Raw genomic sequence first — 18,408 nt, 5'->3', positions numbered from 1 at the left:
ACGGATCATGGCTCTGCATCGGATGGGGAAAGGCCGCCGAACGGGGCGTCGGTGGCGGCGATCACCGCGCCGCCGAGACAGACCTCGCCGTCGTAGAGCACCAGCGACTGGCCCGGCGTCACGGCGCGCTGCGCCTCGTCGAAGGCCACCGCCAGGCCGTCGCCGAGCACGCTCACGGTGCAGGCCTGGTCGTGCTGCCGGTAGCGCGTCCTGGCGGTGCAGCGGAAGCGCGCCGCCGGCGGGTGGCCGGCCACCCAGCTGGGTGCCTCCGTGCGCAGGCGGCGCGAGTGCAGCCAGCGGTTCTCGCCGCCCTGCGCCACGTAGAGCACGTTGGCGGCCGCGTCCTTGCCCACCACGTACCAGGGTTCGCCGCTGGCGCCGTGGCGGCCGCCGATGCCCAGGCCGTTGCGCTGGCCCAGGGTGTAGTACATCGCGCCCTGGTGCTCGCCCACTACCCGGCCTTCGGGCGTGCGCATCTCGCCGGGGCGGGCCGGGATGTACTGCGCCAGGAAGCTGCGGAAGTCGCGCTCGCCGATGAAGCAGATGCCGGTGGAATCCTTCTTGGCGTGGGTGGGCAGGGCGGCCGCGCGCGCCAGCTCGCGCACCTGCGCCTTCTCGATCTCGCCGACCGGGAACAGCGTGGCGGCCAGCTGCGCCTGGCCCAGCGCGTGCAGGAAGTAGGTCTGGTCCTTGGCCGCGTCCACCGCGCGCAGCAGGCGGTACGCGCCGTCGCGGCGGTCCACCCGGGCGTAGTGGCCGGTGGCGATCTTCTCGGCGCCCAGCGCGCGCGCCTCGTCCAGGAAGGTCTTGAACTTGATCTCTCGATTGCACAGCACGTCCGGGTTGGGCGTGCGGCCGGCGCGGTACTCGGCGAGGAAGTGCTCGAACACGCCGTCCCAGTACTCGGCGGCGAAGTTGCGCGCGTGGAAGGGGATGCCCAGCCGCCCGCACACGGCCACCGCGTCCTTGCGGTCGGCGTCGGCGCTGCACGGGCCGCCGCGGCCATCCTCCTCCCAGTTCTGCATGAACAGGCCCTCGACCTCGTGGCCGGCCTGCTGCAGCAGCAGCGCGGCGACCGAGGAGTCCACGCCGCCGGAGACGCCCAGCATCACCTTCATGGCGCGGCCGGGTCCGGCAGCCGGCGCAGCGCGTCCAGCGGCAGGCGCTGGCCGGCCAGCCAGGCGTCGATGCTGGCGAGCACCAGCGGGCTGCGCAGGCGCTCGCCGAGCGCGGCGATCTCGCCGCGGGTCAGCCACAGCGCGCGGCGGATGCCTTCGTCCAAGGGGCGCGCCGGGTCGTGGCGCACCGGCGCGGCGGCGAAGCTGAAGCGCAGCACCGCCTCGCCGTGCTCGCTGCTGCGCCACTGGTGCACGCCGACGAGGTGGCGCAGCGCGACCGTCCAGCCGGTTTCCTCCAGCGCCTCGCGCACGGCCGCCTCGGCCAGGCTCTCGCCGTCCTCCAGGTGCCCGGCCGGCTGGTTGTAGGCGAGGCGGCCGTTCGCCTCCTCCTCCACCATCAGGTAGCGGTCGCCGTCGGCGACCACGCAGGCCACGGTGACGCGCGGGCGCCAGACGTCGGACGGGGAGCGGGGTTCGGACATGCGCGGAGGGAGGGTCATCGGGGGCACTGGAAATGGCGCCATTGTGCCATCACATCAAGCGGCCGCCGGCACGGTGCCGTCCGCATGCCGGCGTATACTGCCCATCAGCCCTCGGACACCCCGTAATCCATGGCCCACGAACCCGAACACGAGCGCGGCAACGAACACGGGCTGGCGGTGGAGACCGCCAAGCCGGAGGTGGTTCGCCCGCCGCTCTATCAAGTTGTGCTGCTGAACGACGATTTCACTCCGATGGACTTCGTGGTAGAGGTGCTGCGCGGTTTCTTCGGCATGGACCAGGAGAAGGCGGTGCAGGTGATGCTCCACGTGCATACCCGCGGCAAGGGCGTCTGCGGGGTGTTCACCCGCGAGGTGGCCGAGACCAAGGTCACCCAGGTCAACGAGTATTCACGCGCCCATCAGCACCCGCTGTTGTGCACTATGGAAAAACTCTGAGCGCCCCCATCTTGTGGCCATCGCGGCACCTGCCGCCCAAGCCTTGAAACGGAGACGGTCCGGATGTTCAGCAAGGATCTCGAAGTCACCATCGGCCAGTGCTACAAGCAGGCCCGCGAGCAGCGCCACGAGTTCATGACCGTGGAGCACCTGCTGCTGGCGCTCACCGAAAACCAGTCCGCCCTCGGCGCCCTGCGCGCCTGCGGCGTGGACCTGCCGCGGCTCGCCGCCGACCTGCAGCGCATCATCGCCGAGACGGTGCCGGTGCTGCCGCACGGCGACGAGCGCGACACCCAGCCCACGCTGGGTTTCCAGCGCGTGCTGCAGCGCGCGGTCTACCACGTGCAGTCGTCCGGGCGGAAGGAGGTCACCGGCGCCAACGTGCTGGTGGCGATCTTCGGCGAGAAGGACTCCCACGCGGTGTACTTCCTGCACCAGCAGGAGATCACCCGGCTGGACGTGGTCAACTACATCTCGCACGGCATCGCCAAGATCGGCGACGAGTCGGCGTCCGGCGCCGCCTCCGGCGAGCGCGAGGGCGAGGAGGGCGGCGAGCCGAAGGGCAACCCGCTCAGCGAGTACGCCAACAACCTCAACGAGCTGGCGCTGGAGGGCAAGATCGACCCGCTGATCGGCCGCGCCGACGAGATCGAGCGCACCATCCAGGTGCTGTGCCGCCGCCGCAAGAACAACCCGCTGTACGTGGGCGAGGCCGGCGTGGGCAAGACCGCGCTGGCCGAGGGGCTGGCCAAGCGCATCGTCGACGGCGAGGTGCCCGAGGTGCTGGAGAACGCCACCATCTGGGCGCTGGACCTGGGCGCGCTGGTGGCCGGCACCAAGTACCGCGGCGACTTCGAGAAGCGCCTGAAGGCGGTGATCAACCAGCTCAAGAAGCAGCCGGGCGCGATCCTGTTCATCGACGAGATCCACACCATCATCGGCGCGGGCTCCGCCTCGGGCGGCACCATGGACGCCTCGAACCTGATCAAGCCGATGCTGGCCTCCGGCGAGCTGCGCTGCATCGGCTCGACCACCTTCCAGGAATTCCGCGGCATCTTCGAGAAGGACCGCGCGCTGGCCCGCCGCTTCCAGAAGATCGACGTGGTCGAGCCCACCGTGGCCGACAGCATCGAGATCCTCAAGGGACTCAAGAGCCGCTTCGAGGAGCACCACAACGTGGCCTACACCAACGAGGCGCTGAAGGCCGCGGTGGACCTGTCGGTCAAGCACATCCCCGACCGCCTGCTGCCGGACAAGGCGATCGACGTGATCGACGAGGCCGGCGCGCGCCAGCGCCTGCTGCCCGAGGACCAGCGCACCGGCAAGGTGGACGTGGCCGAGGTGGAGTACATCGTGGCCAAGATGGCGCGCATCCCGGCCAAGCAGGTCTCGGCCTCCGACCGCGACGTGCTGAGGAACCTCGAGCGCAACCTCAAGATGGTGGTGTTCGGCCAGGACCCGGCCATCGAGGCGCTGGCCGCCTCGATCAAGATGGCCCGCTCGGGCCTGGCCGACCCGTCCAAGCCGATCGGCTGCTTCCTGCTGGCCGGCCCCACCGGCGTGGGCAAGACCGAGGTGACCAAGCAGCTGGCGATGCAGCTGGGCATCGAGCTGATCCGCTTCGACATGTCCGAGTACATGGAGCCGCACTCGGTGTCGCGCCTGGTCGGCGCGCCGCCGGGCTACGTCGGCTTCGACCAGGGCGGCCTGCTCACCGAGGCGATCACCAAGCATCCGCACGCGGTGCTGCTGCTGGACGAGATCGAGAAGGCGCACCCGGACGTGTTCAACATCCTGCTGCAGGTGATGGACCGCGGCGTGCTCACCGACACCAACGGGCGCGAGGCCAACTTCAAGAACGTGATCGTGGTGATGACCACCAACGCCGGCGCGGTGCAGGCCTCGCGGCGCAGCATCGGCTTCGTCGAGCAGAACCACGCCACCGACGCGATGGAGGTGATCCGCCGCAGCTTCACGCCGGAGTTCCGCAACCGCCTGGACGCGATCATCCAGTTCAACCCGCTGGACTTCGAGCACATCCTGCGCGTGGTGGACAAGTTCATGATCGAGCTGGAGTCGCAGCTGGCCGAGAAGCACGTGACGCTGGACGTGGACGCCGACGCCCGCCGCTGGCTGGCCGAGCACGGCTTCGACCCGCAGATGGGCGCGCGGCCGATGGCGCGGGTGATCCAGGAGAAGGTCAAGCGCGCGCTGGCCGACGAGCTGCTGTTCGGCAAGCTGGTGGACGGCGGCAAGGTGATGCTGAGCGTGCGCGACGGCGGGCTGAAGGTGGAGACCGAGGCCGCCGAGCGGATGCCGGCGGTGGTCGAGTAGTAGGGCCACCGGCCGGAGCCGGGACGCGAAAAAGCCGGGGCGGGCGACCGCTCCGGCTTTTTCTTGCCTGGCGCCTGCGTGGCCGGCGGTGCCTTCCCGCCTCGTCGTTCCGGCGAGGGCCGGGGTCCGGTGTGCCGTCAAGGGCGGATGCGTCCCGGCGTGGCGGCGCGGCGCCTGGTCCCGCCCGGGCAGGGCGCCGTCGCGGGCGGCACGGGAGGCCTCCGCGCCGGGCGCGCAGCGCAGGATTATTTCATGCGGTAGGTGATGCGACCCTTGGTCAGGTCGTACGGGGTCATCTCCACCTTCACCTTGTCGCCGGTGAGGATGCGGATGTAGTGCTTGCGCATGCGGCCGGAGATGTGGGCGGTGATCACGTGCCCGTTTTCCAGCTGCACGCGGAACATGGTGTTGGGCAGGGTCTCCAGGACCGTGCCTTCCATTTCGATGACGTCGTCTTTGGCCATGCGTTCCGGTCGGTTGGGAACGCGGCCGTCGTGGCCGCGTAAGCGCGCAAGTATGCCACGCCGCGGCGGATGGTTAAACAATCATCAGGCGGCCGGGCCGAAGTACTCGTCCAGCTTGCGGCGGATCTCCTGCTCGATCGTGCCCCGGAGCGGGCCGAGCAGCATGCCCAGCTCCGCGCTGACGCGGACCTCGTCGGCGCCCACCGCGATCGTCCCCTTCACGCCCTGGCGGGCGAAGCCGAAGGCGTCGCCTTCCCAGCGGCCGGCCAGGCCGAACTTCTCCTGCATGCGCGAGGCGATCCGGTCGACGGTCGCGCGCGCCTCGGCGGGCGGCAGCCGGTGGGGGTGGCGGATGTCGATGCGCGGCATGCGGAAATTCCTGGAATCGGGAAGGCGCATCTTAGAGCCTGTCCAGGATTTTCCGCGGGAGAGCGCCGGAAGGCCAGCTGCCGAATGAACCGCGGGCGGGGGGTGCAGATGCCGCTCGCCGCGCTTCCGTCGCCTTCCATGCTTACCCAGCCAGGCAAGGCGGCGTTCGGCCAGCGGGTGCCGGGCATCACCTCGACGGACATGGCATCGAGGCCGCGGGTGATCTCGCGCCAGGTCGATCGCAGCCGGAGGCCGCTCCCACCATGCTTGCGAAGCCTCGGTGGGAGCGGCCTCCGGCCGCGATGCCCGAGCCATCATCGCGCCAGGCCGCACGGTGGTGGACCAGCATCCACCCGCTAATTTCCCTTGCCCTGCGCGCAGGCAGCTCCCGGCGCGGGCAGGTGGATCGTAAACCGGCTTAATGTGACGCGGGCCTCGTCGCGGCGGGCTTCTGCTAGAGTCCCGCCCGATCATCGACCGGCCCACAGATGCGCATCGCCTTTCCCAACTCGACCCGCAAGGACTTCGCCTGGGAGCAGGCCCGGTTGCGCATCGGCAGCGCCCCCGACAACGACCTCGTGCTGGCGGCGCCGCAGGTGGCGCCGCATCACCTGCGCATCGAGCAGGACCGGCGCGGCTGGGTGCTGCAGGTGCTGCCCGAGGGCGGGCGCGTGTACGTGAACGCGCGGCCGGTGCGCGAGCGCGCGTTGCTGCGCGCGGGCGACATCGTCAGCCTCGGCGAGTGCCGCCTGCTGCTGTGCGCCGACGAGGCCCCCGGGCAGCGCGACGCGCAGCCGCTGGCCGGCGGCGCCCGCTGCACCGCCGCGCTGCGTGCGGTGGCCGGACCGCTGTCCGGGCGGGTGCTGCCGCTGCACGGACGCCTGGAGCTGGGGCCGCACGGCCAGCTGCCGCTGGAGCTGCCCCAGGGCGAGTCGGCCACGCTGGTGCTGGCCTGGCAGGACGGGCAGCTGCGGCTGGAGGCGAGGGACGTGCCGGAACGCCATCCGCTGCGGGTCAACGGCCTGCCCGTGGCGACCCCGGTCGCGCTGCGGCCGGACGACCAGATCGGCCTGGCCACCCACCGCTTCGTGCTGGACGCGCCCGGCCTGGCGCATGTCCCCGAGCCGCCCGCGCCGCCACCGGCGGCCGAGCCGCTGCCGGAGGAGGTCGCCGGCCCGCGCGGCGAGGTCTGGTGGCTGATCGTCACCGCCGCGGTGCTCGCGCTGGGCATCGCGCTGATGCTGCTGATCCGCTTCTGAGCCGCATTGACGGCGGCTTGCTGCAAAGCGTCATAATGCCGGCTCCGGTTTGCGGGAGCGACAGGCACGTGGGCAGGGTGTGGAATTTCAGCGCGGGGCCGGCGGCCCTGCCGCAGGCGGTGCTCGAGCAGGCGCAGCGCGAGCTCTTGGACTGGAACGGCAGCGGCGCCTCGGTGATGGAGCAGTCGCACCGCGGCAAGCGCTTCATCGCCATGGCCGAGCAGGCCGAGGCCGACCTGCGCGAGCTGGCCGCGATCCCGGACGACTACGCCGTGCTGTTCCTGCAGGGCGGCGCCACCCAGCACTTCGCGCAGATCCCGATGAACCTGGCCGGCGAGGGCGACGTGGCCGACTACGTGGTCACCGGCCACTGGGGCGAGAAGGCGGCCAGCGAGGCGGCGCCCTACGTGAAGGTGAACGTCGCCGCCAGCGGCAAGGCCGCGCAGTACCGCGCCCTGCCGCCGCGCGAGACCTGGCAGCTGGACCCGCGCGCGGCCTACGTGCACTACACCCCCAACGAGACCATCCACGGCGTGGAGTTCCACGAGGTGCCCGACACGGGCGAGGTGCCGCTGGTCGCCGACATGTCCTCGGACATCCTCTCCGCGCCCATCGACGTGAAGCGCTTCGGCCTGGTCTACGCCGGCGCGCAGAAGAACATCGGCCCGTCCGGGCTGGTGGTGATGATCGTGCGACGCGACCTGCTGGCGCGGCACGGCCGGCCGATGGCGAAGATCCTGCGCTACGCCGAGCACGCCGCGGCGGGCTCCATGCTCAACACGCCCAACACCTGGGGCTGGTACCTGGCCGGGCTCACCTTCCGGTGGCTGAAGGCGCAGGGCGGCCTGGCGGCGATGGCCGAGCGCAACCGCGCCAAGGCCGAGCTGCTGTACGCCGCGATCGACGGCTCCGGCGGCTACTACCGCAACCCGGTGGACCCGGCGGCGCGCTCGCGCATGAACGTGCCCTTCACCCTGCACGACGGCGCGCTCGACGCGGCCTTCCTCGCCGAGTCGGAGGCCGCCGGCCTGCTCGCGCTGAAGGGGCACAAGGCGCTGGGCGGCATGCGCGCCTCGCTCTACAACGCGGTGCCGCTGGAGGCGGTGCGGGCGCTGGTGGACTTCATGCGGGACTTCGCGAAACGTCACGGATGAAACTGTTGCGCGGGACGCGGCGGATCGGTGACCATCCGCGGTTCCCCGTTTGGACTTCTTTACTTCCGCGGCACACGACATGACCGAAGCGAAGAACCCGCTGGCCGAGGTGCGCGAGCGCATCGACAGCATCGACCGGCAGATCCAGGAGCTGATCTCCGAACGCGCCCGCTGGGCGCAGGAAGTGGCGCGGGTGAAGGGGGAGGGGCTTTCGGCGATCGACTACTACCGCCCCGAGCGCGAGGCGCACGTGCTGCGCATGGTGGTGGACCGCAACAAGGGCCCGCTGTCCGACGCCGAGATGGTGCGGCTGTTCCGCGAGATCATGTCCTCCTGCCTGGCGCAGGAGGAGCCGCTCAAGGTCGGCTACCTGGGCCCCGAGGGCACCTTCAGCGAGCAGGCGGTGCGCAAGCACTTCGGCCACGCCGCCTACGGCCTGCCGCTGGGCAGCATCGAGGAGGTGTTCCAGGAGGTGGCCGCCGGCCACGCCGACTTCGGCGTGGTGCCGGTGGAGAACTCCGGGCAGGGCATGATCCAGGTGACGCTGGACATGTTCCTGACCTCCGACGCGCGCATCTGCGGCGAGGTGGAGCTGCGCGTGCACCAGTGCCTGCATTCGCAGAGCGGCCGGCTGGAGGACATCAAGCGGGTCTACGCGCACGCGCAGTCGCTGCAGCAGTGCAAGACCTGGCTGCGCGTCAACCTGCCGGACGCCGAGCGCATCGCGGTGGGCAGCAACGCCGAGGCCGCGCGCCTGGCGCGGCACGCCGACGACGCCGGCGCCATCGCCGGGGAGACGGCCGGCAAGGTGTACGGGCTCAAGACGGTGGCCAAGGCGATCGAGGACCGCGCCGACAACACCACCCGCTTCCTGGTGATCGGCCGCTCGCTGTTCCCGCCCTCGGGCAACGACCGCACCTCGCTGCTGATCACCGTCAACGACAAGCCGGGCGCGCTGTACGACGTGCTCAGTCCCTTCGCCAGGCACGGCGTGAGCATGAACCGCATCGAGTCGCGCCCCGCCCACACCGGCAAGTGGCAGTACGCCTTCTTCATCGACGTCTCCGGCCACATCGACGACGAGCCGCTGCAGGCGGCGCTGCGCGACATGGGGCCGGTGGCGACCCAGGTGCGCGTGCTCGGCTCCTACCCGGTGGCGCTGCCGTGAGCGGCGCGGCGCGGGTCGACTGGCGCAGCCGCGCCGCCGGGCCGCTGCGCGGCGAGCTCGCGGTGCCCGGCGACAAGTCGGTGTCGCACCGCGCGCTGATGCTGGGCGCGCTGGCCGAGGGCCGCACGCGCATCCGCGGCTTCCTGGAAGGCGAGGACACCCGCGCCACCGCCGCGGTGCTGGCGCAGCTCGGCGTGCGCATCGAGGCGCCGGCCGACGGCGAGCGCATCGTCCACGGCGTGGGCCTGCACGGCCTGCGCGGCGCGGCGCGGCCGCTGGACTGCGGCAACGCCGGCACCGGCATGCGCCTGCTGGCCGGGCTGCTCGCGGGACAGGCCTTCGACAGCACGCTGGTGGGCGACGGGTCGCTTTCGCGCCGGCCGATGCGCCGCGTCACCGAGCCGCTGGCGCGGATGGGCGCGCGCATCGACACGCGGGACGGCCTGCCGCCGCTCGTCGTGCACGGCGGCCGGCGGCTGCACGGCATCCGCTACGAGCTGCCGGTGGCCAGCGCGCAGGTGAAGTCGGCGCTGCTGCTGGCGGGCCTGTACGCCGAGGGCGAGACCGAGGTGGTCGAGCCGCACCCGACGCGCGACTACACCGAGCGCATGCTGGCCGCCTTCGGCTGGCCCATCGAGTTCTCGCCGGGGCACGCGAAGCTCTCCGGCGGCCACGCGCTGCGCGCGATGGACGTGGACGTGCCGGCGGACTTCTCCTCGGCGGCGTTCTTCCTGGTCGCCGCCAGCCTCGTGCCGGGCTCCGAGCTGTGCCTGCGCGCGGTGGGCCTCAACCCGCGCCGCACCGGCCTGCTGCAGGCGCTGAAGCTGATGGGCGCGGACATCCGCGTCGGGAACGAGCGCAGCAGCGGCGGCGAGCCGGTGGGCGATCTCGTCGTGCGCCATGCGCCGCTGCGCGGCGTCGAGCTGCCCGAGGCGCTGGTGCCGGACATGATCGACGAGTTCCCGGCGCTGTTCGCCGCCGCCGCCGTGGCGGAAGGCGCGACGGTGGTGCGCGGCGCCGCCGAGCTGCGCGTGAAGGAGTCCGACCGCCTCGCCAGCATGGCGGCGGGCCTGCGCGCGCTGGGCGTGCCGGTGGACGAGACGCCGGACGGCGCGACCATCCACGGCGGCGCGCTGCATGGCGGGCGCATCGACAGCCACGGCGACCACCGCATCGCGATGAGCTTCGCCGTCGCCGGCCTGGTGGCCTCGGGCGCGGTGGAGATCGGCGACTGCGCCAACGTGGCGACCTCGTTCCCCGGCTTCATGGAGCTCGCCAACGGCTGCGGCTTCGACCTCGCGCCGCTCGACCGGCGCGCCTAGAGCCTGTTTGAACACCCACGCCGGGGGGCGTCTGGGGACGAGGGGCCGCGATGCGATCAACCCGATGCGAGACCGCGACGGCCGAGCGGGTGCGGTGGTCCTTCACGAGGGCCCGTTCGCGCAGGCCACGCTGCGGCGTGTACGCTGATGCGCCGACCCGCGAGGATTCCATGTCTACCGTGCCGCCCTTCATCGTCGCCATTCCCGCCCGCTACGGCTCCACCCGGCTGCCGGCCAAGCCGCTGCGCGCGATCGCCGGCGTGCCGATGGTGGCGCGCGTGGCGCAGCGCGCCTTGCAGGCCGGCGCGGCGCAGGTGGTGGTGGCGACCGACGACGCGCGCATCGCCGAGGCGCTGGCCGGGCAGGGCGTGGAAGTGTGCATGACGCGCGCGGACCACGCCTCCGGCAGCGACCGCCTGGCCGAGTGCGCCGCACGCTACGGCTGGGCCGACGACGCCATCGTGGTGAACCTGCAGGGCGACGAGCCGTTCGCGCCCGCCGCGGGCATCCGCGAGGTGGCGCGCGCGCTGGCCGAGGACGAGGCGCCGGTGGCGACGCTGGCCACGCCGATCGCCGAGGCGCACGAGCTGTTCGATCCCAACGTGGTGAAGCTGGTGCGCGACGCGCGCGGCCGCGCGCTGTACTTCAGCCGCGCGCCGCTGCCGTGGGCGCGCGACGCCTTCGCCGCCGAGCGGGGGAGGCTGCCGGAAGGCGTGCCGTTCCTGCGCCACATCGGCATCTACGCCTACCGCGCCGGGTTCCTCAAGCGCTACGCCACGCTGGCGCGCACGCCGCTGGAGCAGGCCGAGTCGCTGGAGCAGCTGCGCGTGCTGGAGCACGGCCATGCCATCGCCGTGCGGCTCACGCCCGAACCGTTCCCGCCGGGGATCGACACCGAGGCGGACCTGGCGCGCGCCGAGCGGTGGCTGGGCGCCGCTTCCTCGGAGGATTGAGGCGAGGGACCCGGCTTGCAGCGAGGCTTTCGTGCGAAAGCCGGTCTGTGATTGGCGACCGTCGCCAGTGCGTCCCCTCACCGGCCCTCTCCCCGCAGGGGAGAGGGAGAAGAAAAGCGGAGCTTCATGGTGCGCCCGAACTCGATCCTTTTCGTCTGCCTGGGCAACATCTGCCGCTCGCCGCTGGTGGAGGCGGTGGCGCGCCATCACCTGCGGGCCGCCGGGTTGGACGTGGCGGTGGCCTCCTGCGGTACGGGCGACTGGCACGTGGGCGAGGGCGCGGACCCGCGCATGGTCGCGGCGGCCGGGGCGGCGGGCTACGACCTGGCCGTGCACCGCGCGCGGCAGCTGCGGCCCGACGATTTCGGCCGGCACGACCTGCTGCTGGCGATGGACCGCGCCAACCTGCGCGAGCTGCGCCGCCTGGCGCCCGCCGCGGCCGCGGCCGGGACCGCGCTGTTCCTCGAATGGTCGGGCCTCGCCGCGCCGCCGGAATTTCCCGATCCCTACTTCGGCGACACGGCCGGCTTCGCGGAATCGGTGGCCCTGGCCGAGCGCGGCGTGGCCGCGCTGCTGCAGCGCCTGCGCGGGGACTGAACCGCCGGCACGGCCGGGACCGGCCGCGCGCCCAAACCGGCTAGAATCGCGGCATGCAGCCCGCTCCGCAGCCGGCCTTCGACGGCAAGGCCTTCGTCCGCACGCTCACCACCTCGCCCGGCGTCTACCGCTACTTCGACGCGGACGGCGAACTGCTCTACGTGGGCAAGGCCGGCAACCTCAGGAAGCGCGTCGGCAGCTACTTCCTCAAGCCCCGGATGGAGCCGCGCATCGCCGCGATGATCGCGCAGATCGCGCGCTGCGAGATCACCGTCACGCGCACCGAGGGCGAGGCCCTGCTGCTGGAATCGCAGCTGATCAAGTCGCTCAAGCCGCGCTACAACATCATGTTGCGCGACGACAAGAGCTACCCGTACATCTACCTGTCGGGCGGCGAGGACTACCCCCGGCTGGCCTTCCACCGCGGCGCGCGCAACCTGCCGGGGCGCTTCTTCGGGCCGTACCCCAGCGCCTTCGCGGTGCGCGAGAGCCTCAACCTGATGCAGAAGCTGTTCAAGGTGCGCCAGTGCGAGGACAGCTATTTCAGGAACCGCTCGCGGCCCTGCCTGCAGTACCAGATCGGCCGCTGCACCGCGCCGTGCGTGGGGCTGATCCCGGTGGAGGACTACCGCACCGACGTGCGCCACGCCGAGATGTTCCTGGAGGGGCGCAGCAGCGCGGTGATCGACGAGCTGGCCGCGGCGATGGAGCAGGCCAGCGCCCGGCTCGACTTCGAGCGCGCCGCCGCGCTGCGCGACCAGGTGGCGGCGCTGCGCAGGCTGCAGGCGCAGCACCACGTGCACGGCGCCAGCGCCGACATGGACGTGATCGCCTGCCGCATCGAGGCGGGCCTGGCCTGCGTCAGCGTGCTGTTCTTCCGCAACGGCATCAGCCTGGGCACGCGCGACTTCTTCCCGCGCCTGCCGCTGGACGCCGAGCCGGCCGACCTGCTGGCGCAGTTCGTGGCGCAGTACTACCTGGACCGGCCGGTGCCGCGCGAGCTGATCCTCGGCGAGGACATTCCCGACCAGGCCATGCTGGCCGAGATGCTGGCCCAGCAGAGCGGCCACGCGGTGGAGATCAAGAGCCGCGTGCGCGGCGAGCGCGCGCAGTTCCTGCAGCTGGCCGAGCGCAACGCGCAGGCCTCGCTGACCTCGCGGCTGGCCAGCCGGCAGACCCTGGGCGCGCGCTTCGAGGACCTGCAGCGCGTGCTGGGGCTGGACGAGGCGCCGCGCCGCATCGAGTGCTTCGACATCAGCCATACCCGCGGCGAGGCCACCGTGGCCTCCTGCGTGGTGTTCGGGCCGGAGGGGCCGGAGAAGTCGCACTACCGCCGCTTCAACATCGCCGGCATCACCCCGGGCGACGACTACGCGGCGATGCACCAGGCGCTGATCCGGCGCTTCCGCAAGCTGGCCGAAGGCGAGGGCGCCCGGCCCGACCTGCTGCTGATCGACGGCGGCAGCGGCCAGGTGGGGCAGGCGCTGGAGGTGCTGGAGGAGCTGGGCGTGGCCGGCATCCACGTGGTCGGCGTCGCCAAGGGGCCGGGCCGGCGGCCCGGCGAGGAGGTCCTGGTGCTGGCCGACTCCGGCCGCGAGATCCATCCGGGCACCTCGTCGCCGGCGCTGCACCTGGTCGCCGCGGTGCGCGACGAGGCGCACCGCTTCGCCATCAGCGGCCACCGCAAGCGGCGCGAGAAGGCGCGCGAGCGCAGCGTGCTGGAGGACGTGCCCGGCATCGGCGCGCGCCGCCGCGCGGCGCTGCTCAAGGCCTTCGGCGGGTTGGCCGGGGTGGAGGCGGCCGGGGTGGAGGAGCTCAGCCGCATCAAGGGCATCGACCGCGGCCTGGCCGAGCGCATCTACGCGGCCCTGCACGGTTGAAAAAGCCCCGCCCCGTGCCACACTCGACGGAAAACGGACAAGACCGCATGCGCATCAACCTGCCGACCTGGCTCACCCTGTTCCGCGTGGCGCTGCTGCCGGTGATGGTGCTGGTGTTCTACCTGCCGTTCCGCGGGCACAACATCACCGCCGCGATCGTCTTCATCCTGGCCGCGGTCACCGACTGGTTCGACGGCTACCTGGCGCGGCGGCTCAACATGACCTCGGCCTTCGGCGCCTTCCTCGACCCGGTGGCCGACAAGCTGATGGTGGCGGTGACGCTGTTCCTGCTGGTGGAGTCGCACCGCGACGGCTGGTCGAGCGTCGTGATGGCGGTGACCGCGGCGGTGATCGTGGGCCGCGAGATCAGCGTCTCGGCGCTGCGCGAATGGATGGCCGAGCTGGGCAAGCGCGCCACGGTGAAGGTGGCCTTCGTCGGCAAGCTCAAGACCGCGATGCAGATGGTGGCCCTGGTGGTGCTGATCGTGCAGCACGAGAAGGAGGCCAAGCTGCTCAGCCTCTACAACATCGGCGAGTGGCTGCTGGTGGTGGCCGGCGCGCTGACCATCTGGTCGGGCCTGCACTACCTCGCGGCGGCCTGGCCGTACCTGCGCGAGGACGCGCGGGCCGCGCGGCCGGAGTGAGCGGCGGGGCTTGACGCCCGACGATCAGCCGCTAGAATGCGCGGCTCCGATGCGGGAATAGCTCAGTTGGTAGAGCACGACCTTGCCAAGGTCGGGGTCGCGAGTTCGAGTCTCGTTTCCCGCTCCAAAGTTTCCCTGCGAAGCCCCGGCCCTGCCGGGGCTTCGTCGTTTCAGGGAGGCCGTCCCTTGCGGCTGTCCGCAAGCGGCGACGGAACGCCGTCGCGGGGTGCGGCGAGGTCTTCACATTCGCATTTCTTCTGCTATAGTTTCCAGCTCCGACGCGGGAATAGCTCAGTTGGTAGAGCACGACCTTGCCAAGGTCGGGGTCGCGAGTTCGAGTCTCGTTTCCCGCTCCAGTTCTTGCAAAACCTCGGATCGCCGGGGTTTTGTTTTTTAGGCGGATCGCAGTCGTTCGGTAGGGCGATCCGCGCGCAATGGCCAGGTGGCAGAGTGGTCATGCAGCGGCCTGCAAAGCCGTGTACGCCGGTTCGATTCCGACCCTGGCCTCCATTGCGCCGTTCGGCATGCCGCCCGACAGCAAGAAGCCCGCATCGAGCGGGCTTTTTTGTGCCCGCCGTTCATGGCGAGCATCTTTCGGGTTGTCGCCGCGCGACCCTTTTTGTGGCGGGCGCCGGCGCTGCTTCGTCTTGGTGCCCGGAGCGGGACTCGAACCCGCATGGCCGCGAGGCCGAGGGATTTTAAGTCCCTTGCGTCTACCGGTTTCGCCATCCGGGCCGGACGGGGCGAGCCCGCGGACGTGGCCCGCGGGGCCGTGCATCCTAGCACGCGCGCTTTCCGGGACCGCAGTCGTGCCACGACACGGCAAAAGAAAAGGTAATTCCTAAGCAACCCGGACCAAATCTGAGAGGATTTGGTTATGAAACGATGCCCGGAGTGCGGTGGTACACCACCACACGCAACGGCAAAACCGTGCAGATCGGCGGCTACGTCCGCCAGCAGCGCAGCGCCGCCCCCAAGGCCAGCCCTGCGGCTGGCCGCGGCCCGATCCTTCCGCGTGGCGTCAGCCACGCTCCATCCTCCCCGCCGTCGCGCAGCGGCGGCGGCTTGGAGCGCCAAGTCAGCGGCGGCGGGATCAAGACGAAGGAACAGCGCGCGGAAGAAGCCAGGCAGGCCGAAGCGCGGCGGCTAGTCATCCAGCAGATGAACCACGAACAGCGGCTGTTGGAGATGTATCTCGCCGGCTTGGAAGCCAGCGGCCAGAGCGTCCGCAAAGCCACCGAGGAAGGCTTGCGGTTGCTGGTCGACGACCATCAGCCCTTGACCCCACAAGCGGTGCGTTTCCGCGACTGGCTGGGTGAACGGGCTTTCATCGCTGGTGCTCTTGACCAAGCCCGCGCCGAGCCCGGCAAACGTCAGGCCGCGTTGACCGAGGCCACCGCATCACTGGAACGGCGTCGGCAACGGCTGGACGACCACAACGCGCAGCCCGAAGAAGCCAAGCCTGAGTGGTGGAAGTCCAAGCGGGCGTGGGCCGAACGCCGTCGGGAACGTGATACCTGGCAAAAGCAACTGGAACGGAAAGTCCGGCACGCGATCAAGCGTGAGGATGCCGCACGCGCCGGGTTGAGCACCGAAGCCCTGGACGAGATCGAACAGCAGATCGACGCCGCCAGCGTGGCACTGGCCCGGCACGACGCCAGCCGCGTGCGCCTGTTCCCGGATGCGGAACTTCCACGCCCAGCATCTACGACACCCGAGCCGTCGCCGCCTACCCCGACAGAGCCACAGCCCGACGATCCGGCCCAAGCACAGCGGCAACAGCAGCGGGCACGGGTCAACCTCACGCCACGGCCAGAACTCCGGCCAAGGTTGAGGCGTTAAATTTGACGTTTTTTTCTTGCGCGAGCCACTCTAAGCACCACAAGCACCTGAGCCACAATCAGCCAAAAGAAAAAAATCTTCCAAATCAATTCATATTTTTGGTAAATGAGGACAATCACCGCACTCATTGCAGCCGCCCACAGGAAGGCGATCAACTCTTGAAAGAGTATTGATTTTAGCACTTCACTACTCACTGATTTTGATTTGGGTTTTGATTTAATTTTTTCTCACCCACTGTGCTGATAATATCACCCACCCTGCCGGCCTGCGATGCAGCAGATTGTAATGCGCTGGGAGCCACGGTAGTGCTACCGATGGCCTTTGTCGTATTGGCAATAGTCGACCCAACACCCGCAGGGGTGTTGATTGCAGCATTCGACATATCCTTCATTGCATTGTTTGCTGACGCACCTGCAAAATCACCAGCTGCCGAGCTAAAACCAGAACTGACAAGACTGCCCGCAATACCTGCACCAGCCGCGTTCACTGCGGCTTGCCCAGACGGAGTTTTACCGTTGGCTACATCTCCGGCTGCCGATTGGGCAGCAGCTGTGGCACCACTTACCGCAGCCTGACGCAACACAGCCTGCCCGACCGTGATTGTTCCCGCAGAAGCTGCACCTGTCAGGACAGACGCACTTCCGCCGGTAACCGCACCTCCAACGGCAGAGATAGCAACCTCGGTTTTGTTAATGGGCTGGTTAGGATGGAAGTAGTGCTGGGCTGCCGCGTCAATCCCACCACCAATAACCGCGCCTATGACTATCGCTTCAAAAACACAACCATCCCATATGCACCGCCCGTCAGGATCGACGTGGTTAATGGGGTTGTTATTGGTATACGCATATCGGTTGAAGCTAAAGATGTTCCCAGGCGTTGGTCCCACCGGATCTGGGCTCAAAAACCTTCCGGTTGGCTGGTAGTATCGCGCCTGCATGTAAACCATGCCCCGTCTCTGGGTCGTCCACATGACCTGTGTAACCTGGCCCGTTCGGCGGGTTGCCCAGTGACGGCACTGAGGTGCCATAGGGCGTGTAGTCGTATTGGGCAATGATGTTGCCCTGCGCGTCCGTCTTCGCCAGCACGTTCCCTTGCGGGTCGGTGTAATAAAAATGCACCGTTCGTGTCTGCGCCCAGACATTCAACCCCAAGCACCAAAAACCAAGCACGAGAAACCCGCGCAGGATGTGCCAGCCAGCCTTCATGACGTCCCCTTCCCTGTTGCTCCCCAGCGGTCAGCCTACATGACCGCGGGGCGATGGCTCAAATGCCACTTTCGCGGCCCCGTTTCAAATAGCGCCGGTGTGGCTGTGAACATCCCATCCATGCCGGCCCAGCCGGCGGGCGGCCTTCGGCCCTTGGCGCGCGTCCTGCGCGCTGGCCGCTGTCGCGGCAGGTCGGCGGGGAGAAAAGAAGAAACCGCCGGGGGCTTGCGCACTCGGCGGTTTCGTCTACAAGAAAAGGAGGCCCCAAGTGTTAGCAGCACCCGAGGCGGCTCGATGTAGGGAACGCTACAAGGAACCAGGCCACCGCCCCACAGGGCCAGCCTAACGAAACGGGACCGAAGCGCAACCCTACAAGACCGCCAAGGACAAGCGAGCACCGACGGGCCGCGCGGTGCCTGCTATACGTCCCCAGGTCGCTCCGGACACGGTTCTCAGGTGCCAGCCCCTTAGCCGGGCAAGCGCGTGGCAATCGGCCTAAGTGGATTTGGAATATGGCACCACGGCAAGCCGGACGACAGACTAGCCTTCTGGCGTTGAACGACCCAGGCCACAGGACCCAGAGAAACCCCGGCGATCAACAGACCGGGTGCACGGACGGGGGGCAGCAGCGGCAACGTTGTGAACCGTGCTAGGTGTAGGTTGTTGCAACGGCCTGCATCCACCGCCAGCCCGGCAGGGCACCACAAGCGGCGGCAGTGATTTCAAGTCTCAATATTTTTTACCCTGGCATGGGTAGGGGCCGCGCCGCCCGCAAACGGCGAAGCCGTTGAGGGTTTCCCAGAGCGAATGCGAGGGGAGCCCGCCGGGAGCGCTGGGCCTCTGGCCCCAGCAAGCGCTCACGGAGTTTGCGCGGAGCCGGAGCGCGCCCCGCGCGCGAAGGCGGAGCGACGGGGGGTGTGGGGGTGGCGGTTCCACCCCCACGGGGTTCGGGGGTTTCCCCCGATGAGGCGCGCAACCGCGCAGCGGATACGGTGGGCAAACGAGGGTTGGTGGGAGTAGGCAAACGAAGGGCGCTTAGGAGGCGGCGCCCCGCCAGGGTTGCGCCTTTCATCCGCATTCCCCGCCACCCACCCCGGAAAGGCCAGAGCAAAAGCCGAGCCCAAAAGCGCTCATGGGGCGGCTGACGCCGCCCGTTTCACC

The 18,408-nt window shown here is 69.8% G+C and carries 18 protein-coding genes and 4 tRNA genes; 14 read left to right on the top strand and 8 right to left on the bottom strand.

All coding sequences use genetic code 11. The features are described from left to right. Positions 1 to 5 precede the first annotated feature (5 nt). Both mnmA and C7456_RS06845 read right to left on the bottom strand, forming a co-directional pair. A complete protein-coding gene (mnmA, locus tag C7456_RS06850) occupies positions 6 to 1,118 on the bottom strand; it encodes a tRNA 2-thiouridine(34) synthase MnmA (RefSeq protein WP_109722991.1) in 1,113 nt (370 codons plus the stop codon). Further along, the gene (locus C7456_RS06845) at positions 1,115 to 1,600 is read right to left on the bottom strand and encodes an NUDIX hydrolase (protein WP_109722990.1); all 486 of its coding nucleotides are present in this window, start codon (positions 1,598 to 1,600) and stop codon (positions 1,115 to 1,117) included. The genes mnmA and C7456_RS06845 overlap by 4 nt, the downstream gene beginning before the upstream one ends. Before the next feature lie 129 nt (positions 1,601 to 1,729). On the opposite strand from C7456_RS06845, the gene clpS reads away from it, so the two are divergent. Next, positions 1,730 to 2,056, top strand: coding sequence for an ATP-dependent Clp protease adapter ClpS (gene clpS, locus C7456_RS06840; RefSeq protein WP_109722989.1), 327 nt, complete (start codon positions 1,730 to 1,732; stop codon positions 2,054 to 2,056). A 63-nt stretch (positions 2,057 to 2,119) separates the two neighbouring features. After that, positions 2,120 to 4,390 carry an ATP-dependent Clp protease ATP-binding subunit ClpA gene (gene clpA / locus C7456_RS06835; RefSeq protein WP_109722988.1) on the top strand — a complete coding sequence of 757 codons (2,271 nt, stop codon included), beginning with the start codon at positions 2,120 to 2,122 and terminating at the stop codon, positions 4,388 to 4,390. 245 nt (positions 4,391 to 4,635) lie between these two features. Here clpA and infA read toward each other — a convergent pair whose 3' ends face one another. Together infA and C7456_RS06825 are read right to left on the bottom strand one after the other, a co-directional pair. Continuing rightward, a complete protein-coding gene (gene infA, locus C7456_RS06830; protein WP_072323067.1) occupies positions 4,636 to 4,854 on the bottom strand; it encodes a translation initiation factor IF-1 in 219 nt (72 codons plus the stop codon). Between the two features lie 84 nt (positions 4,855 to 4,938). Further along, a complete protein-coding gene (locus tag C7456_RS06825; protein ID WP_109722987.1) occupies positions 4,939 to 5,223 on the bottom strand; it encodes a polyhydroxyalkanoic acid system family protein in 285 nt (94 codons plus the stop codon). 488 nt (positions 5,224 to 5,711) lie between these two features. On the opposite strand from C7456_RS06825, the gene C7456_RS06820 reads away from it, so the two are divergent. The 11 genes from C7456_RS06820 to C7456_RS06770 all read left to right on the top strand — a co-directional run bounded on the left by C7456_RS06820 (position 5,712) and on the right by C7456_RS06770 (position 14,710). After that, positions 5,712 to 6,482, top strand: a complete 771-nt coding sequence (locus C7456_RS06820; RefSeq protein WP_109722986.1) for an FHA domain-containing protein — start codon at positions 5,712 to 5,714, stop codon at positions 6,480 to 6,482. A 68-nt stretch (positions 6,483 to 6,550) separates the two neighbouring features. Further along, the gene (gene serC, locus C7456_RS06815) at positions 6,551 to 7,636 is read left to right on the top strand and encodes a 3-phosphoserine/phosphohydroxythreonine transaminase (RefSeq protein ID WP_109722985.1); all 1,086 of its coding nucleotides are present in this window, start codon (positions 6,551 to 6,553) and stop codon (positions 7,634 to 7,636) included. Between the two features lie 79 nt (positions 7,637 to 7,715). Further along, entirely contained in the window at positions 7,716 to 8,804 is a 1,089-nt protein-coding gene (gene pheA, locus C7456_RS06810; RefSeq protein ID WP_109722984.1) for a prephenate dehydratase, read from the top strand. Then, positions 8,801 to 10,126 carry a 3-phosphoshikimate 1-carboxyvinyltransferase gene (gene aroA / locus C7456_RS06805; protein WP_109722983.1) on the top strand — a complete coding sequence of 442 codons (1,326 nt, stop codon included), beginning with the start codon at positions 8,801 to 8,803 and terminating at the stop codon, positions 10,124 to 10,126. Before pheA ends, aroA begins: the two co-directional genes overlap by 4 nt. A gap of 170 nt (positions 10,127 to 10,296) precedes the next feature. Next, entirely contained in the window at positions 10,297 to 11,079 is a 783-nt protein-coding gene (gene kdsB, locus C7456_RS06800; protein WP_109722982.1) for a 3-deoxy-manno-octulosonate cytidylyltransferase, read from the top strand. A gap of 126 nt (positions 11,080 to 11,205) precedes the next feature. Continuing rightward, entirely contained in the window at positions 11,206 to 11,676 is a 471-nt protein-coding gene (locus C7456_RS06795) for a low molecular weight protein-tyrosine-phosphatase (RefSeq protein ID WP_109722981.1), read from the top strand. Positions 11,677 to 11,729: 53 nt separating this feature from the next. Beyond that, entirely contained in the window at positions 11,730 to 13,556 is a 1,827-nt protein-coding gene (uvrC, locus tag C7456_RS06790) for an excinuclease ABC subunit UvrC (RefSeq protein ID WP_109722980.1), read from the top strand. A 47-nt stretch (positions 13,557 to 13,603) separates the two neighbouring features. Further along, positions 13,604 to 14,200, top strand: a complete 597-nt coding sequence (gene pgsA / locus C7456_RS06785; protein ID WP_109722979.1) for a CDP-diacylglycerol--glycerol-3-phosphate 3-phosphatidyltransferase — start codon at positions 13,604 to 13,606, stop codon at positions 14,198 to 14,200. Between the two features lie 51 nt (positions 14,201 to 14,251). Next, positions 14,252 to 14,327, top strand: a tRNA-Gly gene (locus C7456_RS06780). A 153-nt stretch (positions 14,328 to 14,480) separates the two neighbouring features. After that, positions 14,481 to 14,556: transfer RNA gene (locus C7456_RS06775), tRNA-Gly, on the top strand. 80 nt (positions 14,557 to 14,636) lie between these two features. Then, positions 14,637 to 14,710 (top strand) — tRNA-Cys (locus tag C7456_RS06770). Positions 14,711 to 14,848: 138 nt separating this feature from the next. Here C7456_RS06770 and C7456_RS06765 read toward each other — a convergent pair. Beyond that, positions 14,849 to 14,935 (bottom strand) — tRNA-Leu (locus C7456_RS06765). 159 nt (positions 14,936 to 15,094) lie between these two features. Here C7456_RS06765 and C7456_RS16820 point away from each other — a divergent pair. Continuing rightward, positions 15,095 to 16,042, top strand: coding sequence for a hypothetical protein (locus tag C7456_RS16820; protein ID WP_139942804.1), 948 nt, complete (start codon positions 15,095 to 15,097; stop codon positions 16,040 to 16,042). Here C7456_RS16820 and C7456_RS16815 read toward each other — a convergent pair. Genes C7456_RS16815 through C7456_RS17185 form a run of 3 tightly spaced genes read right to left on the bottom strand, consistent with a single transcriptional unit; the run spans position 16,039 to position 17,247 of the window. Beyond that, positions 16,039 to 16,236 carry a hypothetical protein gene (locus C7456_RS16815; RefSeq protein ID WP_139942805.1) on the bottom strand — a complete coding sequence of 66 codons (198 nt, stop codon included), beginning with the start codon at positions 16,234 to 16,236 and terminating at the stop codon, positions 16,039 to 16,041. The two genes, C7456_RS16820 and C7456_RS16815, sit on opposite strands and share 4 nt — an antisense overlap. Beyond that, positions 16,233 to 16,943 (bottom strand): RHS repeat-associated core domain-containing protein, encoded by a 711-nt coding sequence (locus tag C7456_RS06750; protein WP_245889794.1) that lies wholly within the window; start codon positions 16,941 to 16,943, stop codon positions 16,233 to 16,235. The genes C7456_RS16815 and C7456_RS06750 overlap by 4 nt, the downstream gene beginning before the upstream one ends. Next, entirely contained in the window at positions 16,900 to 17,247 is a 348-nt protein-coding gene (locus C7456_RS17185) for a hypothetical protein (protein WP_170120191.1), read from the bottom strand. The genes C7456_RS06750 and C7456_RS17185 overlap by 44 nt, the downstream gene beginning before the upstream one ends. Positions 17,248 to 18,408: the final 1,161 nt, after the last annotated feature.

This window comes from Fulvimonas soli, from assembly GCF_003148905.1.
Taxonomy (GTDB): Bacteria; Pseudomonadota; Gammaproteobacteria; order Xanthomonadales; family Rhodanobacteraceae; genus Fulvimonas; species Fulvimonas soli.
Note: the sequence above shows the minus strand (reverse complement) of the source record. Positions and strands in the feature narration are given on the sequence as shown.